The sequence below is a fragment of the Acinetobacter sp. V116_7 genome (assembly GCF_056735735.1).
On record NZ_JBWZIF010000028.1, the window covers coordinates 148,048 to 164,308 of the forward strand.

Genomic DNA, 16,261 nt, shown 5'->3' on the forward strand with positions numbered 1-16,261 from the left:
ATAGAGATCGTTTAAACTTAACGATCTTTAGATCTATTTTAGAATTGGTATTTTGAATAAGTTATTATGTGTTTGAACATCATTTTAAATGCTGCTTCAGTACTTCATTCAAAATACCTCTACTCTTAACATTTCCAAAATGTAGATGTATCAATATATCTTACTCTAATTAATGATTGCCCATTTTAAATGGGCTTCGCTCTATAAAATAGTAACTTATTCTTAATAAGTTCTATATTATACTTCCATGAATTAATAGAACAGCTCTATTAATATAAAGATTTCTAACCCCCAATAATCCGCTTCTCAAGCATCTCCATAAAAGTTTTTAAAATAATATTGTGGTTTTTGCCTTTATGAGTAATTAAACAAATGGGTGTGCTGTAATGCATTTTTTCTTTTGAAACAGCTTGCATAAAACCATCTTCAACCCATTTTTTTGCATAGTGGTCGGGTAAAAAACCTAAGAATTTTCCTGTTAAAATCAGAAATGCAATTCCTTCACGGTCACTTGCTGTCGCTTTACAGTCTAAAAGCTGATGCAACTTTGCTGCTTCAGGTGTAATTGCATAATTGGGAAGTACAGCTTGCCATTCTTTTAATTCATCTAAATCCATCTTGCTACATTTGCCAAACAAGGGATGGTTTTTACCGCAATATAAAAATGAACTTTCGCTATATAAGTTAAAATAGTCTAGGCCAGACAGCGGAGTCACAAGGGGAATTGCTCCCGCATGTAAACGGTTATCTAGCACACGACACTCAATATCTGAAAGCGTACTCATGCTAATGTTAATGATTACTTCAGAATGTTCTTCGGCGAGTTGTGCCAGCGTATTGGTAATGTAGCCACTTGGCATGGTCACGAGGTTATTAATAATACCTATATTAAATTCGCCCTTTAGACGGTTGTGCATTTGATTGACTTTAGAGCGAAAGTCTTCGATAGAGGCGGTGAGCACTTCTATATATTCTAAAATTTCACGACCTTCATCAGTCAATGCAAACCCTGCGCGGCCACGTTGGCATAACCGAATGCCTAGACGGTTTTCTAAATCACTCATATGCAAACTAATTGCAGAACGACTAATACCAAGAATACTTTCGGCAGACGTAAAGCTGTGACAGTCACAAACCGTTTTAAATATTTTAAGTAATTTAATATCAAAATCAGTGACTTGATTTAATTTTTTAGGTTTCATTTAGTTTTGTTTTTTTAAATCTAAACTCAAGATAATTTGAATTTATCAAAACTATAGTGCTATGTACACTCAAAAAATAGCCTCAAAACAAGAAGAGTGATTATGTTTGATATCGACAAATTAACTGATGACGATGCAGCATCGGAAACCGTTCAATCAAATGCTCAGATGAGCTTAAATTATCAAGCGCATTGGATGCCATTTTCCGCAAATCGTAATTTCCATAAAGATCCGCGCATGATTGTCGGCGCTAAAGGGTCTTATTTAATTGATAGCACTGGCCGTGAAGTCTATGACTCATTATCAGGTCTGTGGACTTGCGGTGCTGGGCATACACTTTCTGAAATTCAGCAAGCCGTGAGTACTCAGTTGGCAAAGTTGGATTACTCACCAGCATTTCAATTTGGTCATCCTTTGTCGTTTCAATTGGCTGAACGAATTATTCAGCTTATGCCTGAAAAATTGCAGCATGTGTTCTTTACCGACTCAGGCTCAGAGTCTGCCGACACCGCAATTAAAATGGCGCGTGCCTATTGGCGCATTAAAGGTAAACCAAGCAAGACTAAATTGATTGGTCGTGCCCGTGGCTATCATGGTGTAAACGTTGCGGGGACAAGTCTTGGTGGTATCGGTGGTAACCGAAAAATGTTTGGTCAGCTTATGGATGTAGACCACTTACCGCATACCTTACAACCCAATTTAAGTTTTACTAAAGGCTGTGCTGAAACTGGTGGCGTAGAGCTTGCCAATGAAATGCTTAAGTTAATTGAGCTACATGATGCTTCGAATATCGCCGCAGTCATTGTGGAGCCAGTTTCTGGTTCGGCAGGATGCATTGTGCCGCCGACTGGTTATTTAAAACGTTTAAGAGAAATCTGTGATCAACACGATATCTTACTTATTTTTGACGAAGTCATTACTGGTTTTGGGCGGATGGGGAAATGGACGGCTTCAGAATATTTTGACGTTACGCCAGATATTTTAAATTTTGCCAAACAAATTACCAACGGTGCTATTCCACTGGGTGGCGTGGTGGCAAGCCATGAAATTTATGATGCCTTTATGCAGCAAGATTTACCTGAACATGCGGTTGAGTTTACCCATGGCTATACCTATTCGGCGCATCCTGTTGCCTGTGCGGCGGCTTTAGCAACACTCGATGTTTTAGAGAGGAAAAATTTAATTCATCAATCGGCTGATTTAGCTCCAAGCTTTGAAAAACTTTTACATGAATTAAAAGGCGCTCCAAACATTATTGATATACGCAACTGCGGGCTGATTGGCGCTGTGCAATTGGCACCCCGTGACGGCGATGCGACGATTCGTGGTTTTGAAATTGGTATGCAACTTTGGAAAGCGGGTTTTTACGTCCGTTTTGGCGGAGATACGCTTCAGTTTGGTCCAATGTTTAATAGCACTGAAGCTGAGTTGCAACGACTCATGAATGCCGTGGGTGAGGCAATTTATCAAGTGAAATAACACTGGTCGACTTAGAACTTAATTGGACAAGATGAATAGACACAAGGAATAAAGATGAACACTTTAGAGAATTTTGACAGCAACACTGGCGCTCACACAGACACAAATCAGAGCCAACAAACCATTAAAGTAGTAGGGCATTTTATTGATGGTGGACTTGTCACTAAAAATACCAAGAAACAACCTGTTTATAACCCAGCGACAGGTGAGAGTACAAAAGAAGTTGCACTTGCAGATACAGAGTTGGTCAATCAAGTGGTTCAAATTGCAGAGCAGGCTTTTCCAGCATGGCGTGATACACCAGTGATTAAACGTGCGCGTGTGATGTTTAAATTTAAGCAATTACTCGAAGAAAATGCTGACAAGCTTTGCCAACTCATTGGAGAAGAACACGGAAAAATTTGCCATGATGCCAAAGGTGAATTACAACGTGGGATTGAAAATGTTGAGTATGCATGTGGTGCGCCTGAGTTTTTAAAAGGTGAATATTCAAAAAATGTGGGTCCAGATATTGATTCGTGGAGTGAGTTCCAACCGTTAGGTGTGGTTGCAGGTATTACGCCTTTTAACTTTCCTGCAATGGTTCCGTTGTGGATGTTCCCGATGGCAATTGTTTGCGGTAATTGTTTTATTTTAAAACCTTCGGAAAAAGCGCCTTCTGCCGCTTTATTTTTAGCGGAGCTTCTAAAACAGGCGGGATTGCCTGATGGTGTTTTTAGCGTTGTAAATGGCGATAAAGAAGCAGTTGATACGTTGCTACATCATCCTAAAATTCAAGCGGTTAGTTTTGTCGGTTCAACGCCTATTGCAGAGTACATATACCGTACGGCAACGGCGAGTGGTAAGCGCTGCCAAGCTTTAGGCGGAGCAAAAAATCATGCGATTATTATGCCTGATGCCGATATTGATAACGTCGTGACATCTTTGTTAGGTGCTGCATTTGGCTCATCTGGCGAACGTTGTATGGCGTTATCAGTCGCAGTTGCTATTGGCGATGAAGTGGCCGATGTTGTGATTGAAAAACTAAAACAAGAAATGAAACAATTGAAGTTTGGACACTATGCAGATGAGCGTAATGACTTCGGACCGCTCATTACGCAAGCACATAAAGACAAAGTGCAAGCTTTTATTCAAAGTGCAGAGCAACAAGGTGCTAAAATTGTTGTGGATGGTCGTGATGCAAAACCGACAGGTTATGAAAACGGTTTTTTTGTTGGGCCGACTTTAATTGACCAAGTTTCGCCAGACATGACAAGTTACCAGCAAGAAATATTTGGTCCTGTTTTACAGGTCATTCGTGTACAAACCATGCAAGATGCAATGCAACTGATTAACGACCATGAATATGGTAATGGAACATGTATTTACACTCGTGATGGTGAGGCTGCTCGTTATTTTACGAGCAATATTCAAGTTGGTATGGTTGGGGTTAATGTGCCATTACCTGTACCAGTTGCGTATCATAGCTTTGGTGGTTGGAAGCGTTCATTGTTCGGTGATTTATATGCATATGGTCCAGATGGTGTGCGTTTTTATACACGCCGTAAAACCATTACCCAACGTTGGCCTTCAACTCAGCTTCGTGAAGCTAAACAATTTGCGATGCCTACATTAAATTAATCAATAAAAGGGAAAACTCTGATTTTCCCTTTTTTGTTTCGTACAAGTTGGAGAAGTACATTTTTAAGACGGTTTTAAAATCAGTTTGTCAATTTGAAGGAATCGAATATGAACAATGATAAAACAATAAAATTAAGTGAAGGACTTTCTAATCGACATGTCACCATGATTAGTATTGGTGGCGTTATTGGTGCAGGTTTATTTGTAGGTTCTTCTGCGGCAATTGCAAAAGCAGGGCCTGCTGCCGTACTCGCTTATATAATTACAAGTATTTTAGTTTTTCTGGTCATGCGCATGCTGGGTGAAATGGCGGTCGCGCAACCTGACACAGGTTCATTTTCTACATATGCCCGTAAAGCCATTGGCCCTTGGGCTGGGTTTACCATTGGATGGTTATATTGGTGGTTTTGGGTGTTGGTGATTCCAATCGAAGCCATTGCTGGAGCTGAAATTTTACACTCATGGTTCCCGCAAATTTCTAGTGCCGTTTATGCATTTGCCTTTATTATTTTACTCAGTCTAGCTAATTTTTTTAGTACCAAAAGCTTTGGTGAATTTGAGTTTTGGTTTGCACTCATTAAAGTCATTGCGATTGTAGTGTTTATTATCATTGGAGCAATGGCTGTCTTTGGAATGTGGCCTTTAGCAACAAATGTGAGTGGTGTTGGTAACCTATTTTCAAATGGTGGTTTTATGCCACACGGAATGGGCGGTGTTTTGTCAGCAATTTTAATCTCAGCATTTTCATTTTTTGGAATAGAAATTCTTTCTATTGCAGCGGCAGAATCTAAAAATCCAGAAGAAAAAATTAAACGTGCAACGAATTTAGTACTTTATCGAATTATTTTATTCTTTGTTGTTTCAATTTTTCTTGCTGTTGCCTTGGTCGATTGGCGTTCCCCAGACTTACAAAAATTCGGTACCTTCCAGTTTGTATTAATGAGTTTAAATGTACCTGAAACTAAATTGATTATGGACGCTGTCGTTTTTATTGCGGTTGCAAGCTGTATGAATGCCGCAGTTTATACCTCGTCTCGAATGTTATTTGCCTTAGGTACACGCCATGAAGCACCGAGTATTGTAACAAAGATTAATAGAGCAGGTGTGCCGACTTCAGCTGTATTTTTATCGACTTTGGTTGGTGTGATTTGCTGTGCGGTTAACTATATGTTTCCAGGCCAAGTCTTTGGATTCTTGCTATCCACCACAGGTTCAATCGCATTACTGGTTTATCTTGTAATTGCATTTTCACAATTACGGTTAAGACATAAATTGGAAAAAGAGGGCGCAGCTATATCTTTTAAAATGTGGTTGTTCCCTTGGTTAACGTGGTTTGTAATTTTAGTGATTATGACTGTTTTAGGTTATATGTTCTTATCACCTACCTATAGTTATGAAACTACTTTATCTTTAGGCGTAACTTTATTGGTGGTCATTTGCGGGTTGTTTGTCACGCGAAAGCGTAAAGCAACCAGATCGGTTGCCATGAATTTAGACTAATTAAAAAAGAGTTTATAAAGACTTTGTGTAGTGAAATTTTATTCATCTATGCAAAGTCTTTTTGTTTTATTAGATTTCAATAGTGTCTGTTAAATTTTCTATTCAGAAAAAAGTTCAAAACATACTCTTCTTAACCATTGGTTGCTTGGTGTTTGGTGAACTCGTGCATGCCAATGCTGCTTTACGCTATAAGTCGGAAAATGATAAGGCGGTTCTAAAACTTTTAAACCACCTCTGACTAAAAGCACCTGACTTAAATAATGAGGAATAGTCGCAATCGCGTCTGTGTCTTGAACAACCAAGCCAACCCCTAAATAGCTTGGCAAACGAACCAGAATATTTCGGTTTACTCCCAGTTTTTGTAACTCATGCTCCAGCACGTAGTGTCCACCCGTTGCAAAAATATCGACATGTAGCTCTTGGCGAAACTCTTGGTCTGAAAGCGTTGTGCCTGTAAGCCTCGGGTGTTCTTTACTGGCAATACAAATATAACGTTGCTGGAAAAGTGTTTGCTGATAAAAACCTGCTTCAAGCTGAGGCAAAAAACCAATGGCTAAATCAATGTCTCCATTTGACATCATGACTGGTGTATTGGCATCAATAGGGACAATTTCTAAGCGAATATTAGGCGCATGGGCACGTAAATAATTGATCAGTTTAGGTAATAAAACCAGATGACTAATATCAGTCATGCTAATTTTAAATTGATAATTTGAAGTCTGAGGATCAAATTCAATATTGTAGTTTTGAACCAGTTTTAGTCGGTTCAGAATTTCTACAACCAGCGGATATATTTGTTTAGATAACTCAGTAGGTTGCATCTTATTTTCAATACGGACAAAAAGTGGGTCCTGAAAATGCTCACGTAATTTATTTAACGCAATACTTAAAGTTGGTTGTCCAATTTCTAGCTGTTCGGCAGCTTTAGACACACTGCTATGTTTATAAATTTCAAAGAAAATTTGTAAAAGCCGAGTATCAAGATCAAACACTTTAATTTCCTTCTATTGATTTTATCAATACAGACTATTGCTTTTTGTGCATGGATTCAACAATTTTCGATTGTTACATTGATGATCAAGGAAGAATAGGTCGTAAAAGTACAAAGCATTCTTGTACCAATTGGCCTTAAATAGAGGATCTGAAATGGAACAGTTAGCAACGCTAGATGACTTACCGAAACGTTATCTTGGTCAACTTGAAGAATCAAATTTAGTCCCTTTATGGCCAAGTTTACGCAATGTATTACCTCCGCATAAACCGATGCCGCAGACCGTAGCAACCGCTTGGTATTTTCAGAATATTAAACCTTTATTGCTCGAAGCAGGTGAGTTAACACCAATTGAAAAAGCTGAACGCCGTGTATTGGTTTTAGCAAATCCCGGACATGGTCTGGAAAATATGAAAGCCAGTTCGGTCATGTATCTTGGCATGCAGCTTTTGTTGCCAAAAGAGTGGGCACCATCACATCGACATACCCCAAATGCAGTACGTCTGATTGTTGAGGGTGAAGGTGCATATACGACGGTTGAAGGTCAAAAATGCATGATGGAGCATGGGGATTTAATCCTTACACCATCAGGGCTGTGGCATGAACATGGACATGATGGCGATGAGCCTGTGATCTGGTTAGATGTACTGGATTTACCTTTGGTTTATTACATGGAAGCTTCTTATGTACAACCGGGTGAAATCCAAAAAGTGACCAGTGCCGGAAATGCTCATCATTATGGAACGGGCATCGTACCAACAGCACATTTTACCCGTGAAAATGCCTCGTATCCGATCATGCGTTACTCTTGGAAAGAAACCAAAAAAGTTTTGCATGCACTTGCAGATGATGAAAATCATCAAGCACCAATTCAGGTGACTTACATCAATCCTGAAACCGGCGATGACTGTCAAAATATTATTGGTTACTCCGCTTTAATGCTCAGACCAAATGAAACGTTACAGCTCCAACCGCGCTCTACTGCCCAAATTTTTCATGTGATTGATGGTCAGCTCCAAGTCAAAATTGATCAGAAAGATTTCAATTTAAATAATGCTGATACGGCATGTGCGCCATGTTTTTCTCATATTGATTTAATCAATACCTCTGATCAACCATGCTATTTGTTTATTGCAGATGAAGCGCCCTTACAACGGAAACTGGGTTTGTACTCTGTGCGTGAGCGCCAGTAAATAGAATATTTTATAAGGATATAAATCATGTCAAATACTCAACAACCGATATTAATTGCTGGTGGCGGCATTGGTGGGTTTGCAGCTGCACTCGCTTTGGCAAAACAAGGTTTTAAGGTACAGGTTTTTGAACAAGCACCTGAAATTGGTGAGATCGGTGCAGGTATTCAACTAGGGCCGAATGCATTTCATGCCTTTGATGCGCTAGGAATTGGTGAGATTGCTCGCAGTAAAGCAGTCTATACCGACTATATGGTTATGCATGATGCGATTGATGAATATCAGGTTGGCAAAATTCCAACCGATGAAAAATTCCGTGAACGTTTCGGTAACCCATATGCGGTGATTCACCGTGCCGATATTCATGGTTCATTGGTCGAAGGTGCTAAACAATACGGCAACTTGGAAATTATCACTAATTGTCATATTCAAAAAGTTGACCAAGATGATGCTGGCGTAACGATTACCGATCAACATGGTAAGCAATATCATGGTCAGGCACTTATTGGTGCTGACGGGGTTAAATCCGTTGTGCGTGATACCTATGTGGGTGACCCTGCATTAGTTACAGGTCATGTGGTTTACCGTGCTGTTGTACCTGAAAGCGAGTTTCCTGAAGACTTGAAATGGAATGCAGCCAGTATTTGGGTCGGACCAAATTGTCACCTTGTGCATTATCCACTACGCGGCGGAAAGGAATATAACGTTGTGGTGACGTTCCATAGTCGTGAGCAAGAACAGTGGGGTGTAACCGACGGCTCTAAAGAAGAAGTGCTGTCTTATTTTCAAGGAATTTGCCCGAAAGCTCGTCAATTGATTGAGTTACCTAAAAGTTGGCGCCGCTGGGCAACTGCAGACCGTGAACCGATTGAAACATGGACTTTTGGCCGTGTGACATTACTTGGCGATGCAGCACATCCAACCACGCAATATATGGCGCAAGGTGCATGTATGGCGATGGAAGACGCCGTAACTTTAGGTGAAGCATTACGTGTTACTGACCATGACATTTTAAAAGCTTTTGATATTTACCAAAAAGCACGTGTGGCACGTACAGCACGTATTGTTTTGTCTTCACGTGAAATGGGCAAAATTTACCATGCCAAAGGTGTACAACGCTTGGTTCGAAACGATTTGTGGCGTGGACGTCCTACTGAACGTTTTTATGATGCAATGGAATGGTTATATGGCTGGAATGTCAATAACTGCCTTGATGCAGTGAAAAACTATCAAGGAAATGTAGCATGAAACTCTATAGCTTTTTCCGTAGCGGTACATCGCATCGAACTCGCATTGTGTTGAACCTAAAGGGTTTGGCTTACGAAGCAACTTATATCTCGCTCGCTAAAAATGAACACCATCAAGCTGCTTTTAAAGCCTTAAATCCGCAAGGGTTTGTACCAGTACTTGAAACTGAATCGGGGAACTTGTTGCAAAGTCCAGCCATTATCGAATGGCTAGAAGAACAATATCCCGAACCAGCTTTATTGCCTACAGATGCATTGGGTCGTGAAAAAGTCCGCGCCATTGCTGCTTTAGTTGGGTGTGACATTCACCCCTTAAACAACAAACGTGTTCTTGAATATTTACGCCAGAACTTAGGGCTGGATGAGGCACAAATCAATGCATGGTGTGCTAAGTGGATTCAGGATGGGTTTACGGCTTTGGAGCATATTTTGGAACAAGACCAGAATCGCGAAAAGTTCTGCTATGGCAAGCAACCGACCATTGCAGATGCTTATTTAGTTCCACAAGTCGTTTCTGCCGAGCGTTTTAAAGTCGATTTATCGGCTTATCCAAACATTAATGAAATTTATCAACATTGCATGACCTTAGAAGCATTTCAAAAAGCAGCACCTGAACAGCAGGCTGACGCATTTTGAGTCGTGATTAACTTAATAGAAGGAATTTAACATGTCATTTATTTTTGAACCAATGACCACTGCTGGTCTATTTATTCACGGCTCAGAGCATAAATTTCCAGTACGCCGTGTGTATTGTGTCGGACGTAACTATGCTGCTCATGCACGTGAAATGGGTTTTGATCCAGACCGTGAACCACCATTTTTCTTTTGTAAGCCAAATGATCTTGAGTCGATTGTTCCGGTAAATACAGATGCGGTTGATATTCCATATCCATCTGAAACTTCAAATTTTCATTATGAAATTGAGTTGGTTGTTGCAATTGGTAAAGATGCCAAAAATGTATCGGTTGAGGATGCAGTGAACTATATCTACGGCTATGCCGTCGGTTTAGATATGACACGCCGTGACTTACAGATGGCAATGCGTGAAAAAGGTCGCCCATGGGAAATCGGTAAGGCTTTTGATTTTTCTGCACCAGTTGGCCTAATTCATCCTATTACTCAAACGGGTGAAATCAATAATGCCGATATTCATTTAACGGTAAATGGTAAAACCGAACAGCACAGCGATGTCAGCCACCTGATTTGGTCTGTGGCTGAAACGATTGCCAATTTGTCTACGCTATTTGAACTAAAAGCAGGTGATTTGATTTTTACAGGAACTCCAGAAGGCGTGGGTGCGGTAGTAAAAGGTGATGTTATGCGTGCAGACATTACCGGACTGACTGGAATTACGGTGAATGTGAAATAAATCAAATTGATCTGATTTATTGAAATAGGTGCTCAACCTAAATAAAAAATAAAGTTGGGCACCTTTGCTAAGGATTGCATATACGCCAATGTATTGGCGAAAGGAGCTCTCATGTCTCAAAATTCTATAGACGTACAAAGTTTCATTGATGGAATACCGCTATCGTCTTTGCAAAAATTAATCATGTGGTTGTGTTTTTTGATTGTTGCGATTGATGGTTTCGATACCGCAGCAGTTGGATTTATTGCACCTGCTTTAAAGGCAGAATGGGGGTTGCAAGCAACCGATTTGGCACCTTTATTTGGCGCTGGCTTATTTGGGCTGATGGCAGGTGCACTCATTTTCGGACCGTTATCCGATAAATTAGGCCGTAAACCGATTTTGATTGGTTCGGTGATTATGTTTGGAATTGCCAGTGTTTTTGCCTCTTTTTCAGCAGATTTACAAACCCTGATTATTTGGAGATTTCTCACTGGTTTAGGTTTAGGTGGGGCTTTACCTAATGCAATTACTTTAACCTCTGAATATGCGCCTACATCTCGTCGGTCTAATCTTGTAACCATGATGTTCTGTGGCTTTACAGTGGGTTCTGCTCTTGGTGGTATTTTTTCGGCTCAGCTACTTCCTCATATTGGTTGGCACGGTATTTTGCTCATTGGGGGAGTATTACCTTTAGCGACTGTACCTTTCTTATATTTTTTATTACCTGAATCTATTCGATTTTTAGTGCTTAAAAAGAAAGGCACCGAGAAAATTGAAAAGATTATTCACCGTATCGCACCGCATTTAAATAGCACTCCTACGTTGGTTCCAACAGTCAATGAAGTCGAAAAATCAAGCTTGAAAGATTTGTTTAATAAAGGCTTTGCTTTAGGCACCTTTTTGATTTGGTTTACCTTTTTTATGAGCCTTCTCATTATTTATATGATTTCAAGTTGGATGCCTACTTTATTGACCAATGAAGGCTTCAATTTATCCAATGCATCATGGCTGACTTCAATTTTCCAAATAGGTGGAACCATTGGTGCGATTGTCTTAGGCCTACTAATGGATAAGATGGATGCAACCAAAATTTTAAGTACGGCTTATGTTTTTGGTGGTTTTTTCCTGATTTGTTTAGGGTTTGGAATTGAACAGGCAAATACGGCTTTATTGATGTTTGCTATGTTTGGGGTAGGTGCAGGGATTAGTGGTTCGCAAGTGGGAGCAAACGCTTTTGCATCTAGTTTTTATCCAACACATTGTCGTGCAACAGGGGTAAGTTGGGCCAATGCAGTAGGGCGCTCAGGTTCGATTGTGGGATCAATTATGGGCGGCTGGTTAATGTCATTAAATCTCTCCAGTTTTGAAATTCTAAGTATTTTAGCGATACCAGCATTTTGTGCCGCGGTTTCGTTGTTACTTATTAAACGTTTAAAGAAAAATCGGTCTCAAGTTTTAGTCGCTTCGAATTGAGATAACACGATTCCACTGAACAAATATATGTCTGTGCCAAAGGATGGCGCAGACAATAATTAAAGGATGATTTGTTTCATGAAATATTTAAAAACACCATATTTAAAGTTTTCTACTCTTTTATTTATCTGTAGTGGTCATTCGTTGTTGTGGGCAGCAGATACCACTCAACAAAGCGAAGATGAATGGAAGTTCACGCTAAAGAATGCCTATATCAACCGTAATTTTGATAATGATGCGCTCAAAGATACGGGCAGTTGGTCTCAAGCAGCATCGTTATTTTATAAATCGAAAATGCATGACACTACACTGCAAATTGCAGACAAACCCATTACGATTGGGGCCGATGCTTCTGTTCAATATGCTGTGCGCTTAAGTTCAGACAAACACGTTGCGGACACGGTTTTACCTTTTAACAAGGAAACACAATCTCAAGCATCTGACTTTTTAAAATACGGCGCGACTTTAAAACTGGGCTATGACAAAACCTTGCTGAGTGTCGGTGAACTCTGGTTAGACCTGCCTGTAACGGCTGTGGATGCCAGCCGACAATTGCTTGCCTCTTATTGGGGAACCAATCTTAAGTCGCAACTTTCAGATCAGCTCTATGCTGAAATTGGTCGGGTTGAAAAAGTGTCACCACGAAATGAAGAAGACTTTAAAAAGTTTTCTTTCACAGCAAATGGAATGACTAAAGAATCTGATGGCTTAAATTATATTGATCTGCGCTATCAATTTACGCCGTCACTCAAGGGCGAATACTACTTTGGTAACTTGGAAGACCTCTACAACAAACACTATGTTGGACTTGAGCATAATTGGAAACAACCTAATTTTGCCCTCACCTCTAAGTTTAAATACTTCAATGCAAAGGATGATGGCAATACTTTTGATATTGATGCGCAAAACATTGGGGTGCTAGAAACTCTCAAAGTAAAAAATCATACCTTTGGTTTAGGTTATCAACAAATTATGGGTGAGTCGGCTTACCCTCTACCGGATGGCTTTTTGCCAGAGACTTATTTCATTAACTGGAATGCCACCGGATTCTTTAAAGAAGACGAAAAGTCTTACCATGTCATGTACGGCTATGACTTTAAAGACTATGTAGCGGGCCTAAATGCAATGGTGAAATATGTTTACGGCCATGATTTCAAAGCAGCGAATGGTGAGAAAAACCACGAAACCGAGTCGAATGTGATTTTAAACTATGCATTTCAACAGCCATTCTTAAAAGGCGTCGCTCTTCAATACATTCGTATTGATTACAACGTAAAACATGGCAATGATTTTGGCGAAGATCGCTTGTTTGTAAACTACACCAAAAAGTTTTAAAGACGTTTTTAAAGTTCATCATTAAAAAAGAGACCGTAAATGGTCTCTTTGTCTCTCATATTTTGAAATCTAGACTATCTATTTATTCGTATCAATAGAGACTAAAACAGATAAACCAGGACGTAATAATTTAACGTCTTTTTGATTTTCAACAAGCTTGATTCGTAAAGGTAGACGCTGAACAATCTTGGTAAAGTTACCAGTCGCATTGGTCGCAGAGATCGGAGAGAAAAATGCGCCAGTAGATGGAGAGAAACTATCTACAACGCCTTTTAGCTCAACGTTATAAGCATCTACATAGACATTAACAGGTTGTCCGATCTTAATTTGTTTTAGCTCAATTTCACGGAAGTTTGCTTCTACATAGACTTGGTCTAAAGGCACAACCACCATGAGTGGATTACCAGCGCTCACAAAGTTACCTACGTTAGCTGACTTTTGACCAATCATGCCATCAATAGGTGCACGAACTTCTGTATAGCTCAAATTCAGTTTTGCTTTATCAAGTGCCGCTTGTGCTTGTTTAAGAGCAGCTTGTTTGGCTTGTACCTGAATCTTGTATTGGTTGAGCTGATACTGTGCATCAATCACTTTTTCTTTACTGCTGTCTAAGTCAGCATATTGTTCCGTCAAAGTAGTCTTAGATTGTTGTGTAATTAATCTAGACTCTGCCCCAAGTGCCTGTAGTTGCTCATAACGCGCCGTATTATCTTTTGTGAGTTTAATCCCAGCTTCTACTTTTCTCAGCTGTGCTTCGGTTTCTCGAATAACAGTGGGTTGTCTATCAACTGCGAGCATCGCTTCACTCACGTCAGCTTGTGCTTTTGCATAATTCGATTCAGCTTCAGCTAAAGCAGCTTGATAATCACGTGCATCAATCCTTGCTAAAAGTTGGCCTTTTTTTACGGTCTGATGATCTTTAATATAAATTTCTTCAATATTGCCAGATACTTTAGGGGCAATGGTTGAGTACTCTACATCCACATGCGCATCGTCTGTTTCAATAATCGAAGATGGTAAAAATATAAGTTTTAAAACCCACAAAATAGATGCTAAGACAATAATGAACGCAATAACCATAACCCAATGCTTTTTGAGATATTGCACCTTTGTTAACTTAGGTGGTTCGGTGTGGATGGTATCTTGGGCTTCGAGAGTACTCATAAAGATTTTCCTGAGTTATGACTATTCATTAACTTAATGAGAGCAATACGTGGCGGATAAGTTCGAACTGGCAAAATCAACATCACGATGAACAAAATAGCGGTAAGGCCAGCTAAGATGAGATATTGATCGCTAATAACTAAAACAGATTGTTGCGCTTGAATCGCAGAATTTAGGGCAGATAAACCACCTGAAACACGATCTGCACCATTTGCGGTGAGCACAGGTGGAGTAAGTGGATTAATGACAGGACCTTGAATATTTTGGAAAACATGTTGGGCGGTGTTTTCAATCAGCCGTGTTGAATGGTATTCACCGCGCACTCGATTGATCCAATCCAAAATACATACACCCAGTACACCGCTAATCGCACGCGGAGTATTAATCATTGGTGATGCATAAATTGCCATGGTCGGGTGAACGCTGTTTGTTCCCATCATTAAGAGCGAGAGCACGACACAGGTTTGTCCCAAACATGAGATTGCATGCCAAAAATAAAATTGATCTTGATTCCATGTGGTATCAAGTTGACTTGCACCTAGGCAACCCGCAATGACCAGAAGTAAACCAAACCCATGCACATATCGGCTATCCACCCAAGCTTGATTTAAAAGCTTCACAACAATAGGAATATAGATAAATTGCAATGCCGCAATTTGTAAGCCAATCCACATGGTCTGAGTGGGTTTATAGCCATGCACTGCACTTAAGTAATTGAGTGGTAATGTGCTGGTTGACATACCAATAATGACAAAGCAAAAGAGTGCGAAAACAGCATAAGCAAAATTTCTGATTTCGAGCATTTGCGGTTTAATGAGTGGTGACGGATAACGCCATTCATGTATGAAAAACCAAGGTAAAGTAATTGCACTAATTAAGGCTAATACACAAATTAATTGAGAATGGAACCAGTCTAAATGGTTGCCATGCAACAACATGGTGCTCAGGCTGGCTAAGCTAATAATCGCTAAAATGGCACCCATCCAATCGTAAGTTTTTATTCTTGAATAATTCAATGGATCTTGGGGAATACCAAAATACACTAGTGCAGCACTTAGCGCACAAAAAGGAATGGTTTGGAAAAATATCATTTTCCAGCCAATCACATCTAAATAAAAAGCAGAGAGTGCAGCACTTAGGTTAGGAAAGAATGTTGCAGTTAATGCGTAGCAGGCGAGACCCCATAGCCGAATGTCAGGTCCTAAAAATCTAAGCGCACAGGCCATGAGCAAAGGAATGGTTAGACCATTGGCAAGACCTTGTAAGCCTCGCAATAAGTAAAAGATTTCGATATTTGGACTAAAAGGAATTAAAACGCTAGAAAAGAGGCAAAGTCCTATAGCAAAAAGCAGAACTCTGCGCATAGAAAAAATGACTGCCCAACTGGTAGACAGAATCATGCCAATAATCATGGCACTCGCGTAAATACTGTTGACCCAATAGCCAGAGTCAACACTAATTCCCATCGCGCCACGAATGTCGACTAAGGTAATGCTGGTGATTCGGTTGTTAAATTCAACAGTCATTGCAGCAAATATTGCACCTGCTAAACCGATGAGTGGCTTTGTATTCATTTTTTACCTTAAATCTTAAACATCCATTCATTGCAAGGAGTAGATATTTACTGTACTGTACCGATCGGTACTCTACTCTCTAATTAAATTTCCGTCAATTCTCGATTTTGAACTTTTCGATGAGTTACACTT

At 39.9% G+C, this 16,261-nt stretch carries 13 protein-coding genes; 9 read left to right on the forward strand and 4 right to left on the reverse strand.

Annotation, left to right across the window (positions count from 1 at the left end):
* Window positions 1-284 precede the first annotated feature (284 nt).
* Complete coding sequence (locus AC1PJP_RS14720; protein ID WP_479767448.1) at window positions 285-1,202, reverse strand: LysR family transcriptional regulator; 918 nt, start codon at window positions 1,200-1,202, stop codon at window positions 285-287.
* A 96-nt stretch (window positions 1,203-1,298) separates the two neighbouring features.
* On the opposite strand from AC1PJP_RS14720, the gene aptA reads away from it, so the two are divergent.
* The 3 genes from aptA to AC1PJP_RS14735 all read left to right on the forward strand — a co-directional run bounded on the left by aptA (window position 1,299) and on the right by AC1PJP_RS14735 (window position 5,801).
* Window positions 1,299-2,681 (forward strand): omega-aminotransferase AptA, encoded by a 1,383-nt coding sequence (gene aptA, locus AC1PJP_RS14725; RefSeq protein WP_323740163.1) that lies wholly within the window; start codon window positions 1,299-1,301, stop codon window positions 2,679-2,681.
* Between the two features lie 54 nt (window positions 2,682-2,735).
* The gene (locus AC1PJP_RS14730; protein ID WP_013197791.1) at window positions 2,736-4,301 is read left to right on the forward strand and encodes a CoA-acylating methylmalonate-semialdehyde dehydrogenase; all 1,566 of its coding nucleotides are present in this window, start codon (window positions 2,736-2,738) and stop codon (window positions 4,299-4,301) included.
* 108 nt (window positions 4,302-4,409) lie between these two features.
* Complete coding sequence (locus AC1PJP_RS14735; protein ID WP_013197792.1) at window positions 4,410-5,801, forward strand: amino acid permease; 1,392 nt, start codon at window positions 4,410-4,412, stop codon at window positions 5,799-5,801.
* Between the two features lie 98 nt (window positions 5,802-5,899).
* Here AC1PJP_RS14735 and AC1PJP_RS14740 read toward each other — a convergent pair whose 3' ends face one another.
* Complete coding sequence (locus tag AC1PJP_RS14740) at window positions 5,900-6,793, reverse strand: LysR family transcriptional regulator (RefSeq protein WP_013197793.1); 894 nt, start codon at window positions 6,791-6,793, stop codon at window positions 5,900-5,902.
* Window positions 6,794-6,947: 154 nt separating this feature from the next.
* Here AC1PJP_RS14740 and AC1PJP_RS14745 point away from each other — a divergent pair, with 154 nt between their 5' ends.
* The 6 genes from AC1PJP_RS14745 (at window position 6,948) to AC1PJP_RS14770 (ending at window position 13,391) form a co-directional block, all read left to right on the forward strand.
* On the forward strand, window positions 6,948-7,985 hold the full coding sequence (locus AC1PJP_RS14745) for a cupin domain-containing protein (RefSeq protein WP_013197794.1): 1,038 nt from the start codon (window positions 6,948-6,950) through the stop codon (window positions 7,983-7,985).
* Window positions 7,986-8,012: 27 nt separating this feature from the next.
* Window positions 8,013-9,233 carry a 3-hydroxybenzoate 6-monooxygenase gene (locus AC1PJP_RS14750; RefSeq protein ID WP_013197795.1) on the forward strand — a complete coding sequence of 407 codons (1,221 nt, stop codon included), beginning with the start codon at window positions 8,013-8,015 and terminating at the stop codon, window positions 9,231-9,233.
* Window positions 9,230-9,868 (forward strand): maleylacetoacetate isomerase, encoded by a 639-nt coding sequence (gene maiA / locus AC1PJP_RS14755; protein WP_005305574.1) that lies wholly within the window; start codon window positions 9,230-9,232, stop codon window positions 9,866-9,868. Before AC1PJP_RS14750 ends, maiA begins: the two co-directional genes overlap by 4 nt.
* A gap of 31 nt (window positions 9,869-9,899) precedes the next feature.
* The gene (locus AC1PJP_RS14760; protein ID WP_192454492.1) at window positions 9,900-10,601 is read left to right on the forward strand and encodes a fumarylacetoacetate hydrolase family protein; all 702 of its coding nucleotides are present in this window, start codon (window positions 9,900-9,902) and stop codon (window positions 10,599-10,601) included.
* A 111-nt stretch (window positions 10,602-10,712) separates the two neighbouring features.
* Window positions 10,713-12,056: an MFS transporter gene (locus tag AC1PJP_RS14765; protein ID WP_192454491.1), complete on the forward strand. Its 1,344-nt coding sequence runs from the start codon at window positions 10,713-10,715 to the stop codon at window positions 12,054-12,056.
* Window positions 12,057-12,134: 78 nt separating this feature from the next.
* Window positions 12,135-13,391, forward strand: coding sequence for an OprD family outer membrane porin (locus tag AC1PJP_RS14770; RefSeq protein WP_479767452.1), 1,257 nt, complete (start codon window positions 12,135-12,137; stop codon window positions 13,389-13,391).
* A 78-nt stretch (window positions 13,392-13,469) separates the two neighbouring features.
* On the opposite strand, the gene AC1PJP_RS14775 is transcribed toward AC1PJP_RS14770, so the two are convergent.
* Both AC1PJP_RS14775 and AC1PJP_RS14780 read right to left on the reverse strand, forming a co-directional pair.
* Window positions 13,470-14,555: an HlyD family secretion protein gene (locus tag AC1PJP_RS14775; RefSeq protein WP_192454489.1), complete on the reverse strand. Its 1,086-nt coding sequence runs from the start codon at window positions 14,553-14,555 to the stop codon at window positions 13,470-13,472.
* Window positions 14,552-16,129 carry an MFS transporter gene (locus AC1PJP_RS14780; protein WP_013197800.1) on the reverse strand — a complete coding sequence of 526 codons (1,578 nt, stop codon included), beginning with the start codon at window positions 16,127-16,129 and terminating at the stop codon, window positions 14,552-14,554. Before AC1PJP_RS14780 ends, AC1PJP_RS14775 begins: the two co-directional genes overlap by 4 nt.
* Window positions 16,130-16,261: the final 132 nt, after the last annotated feature.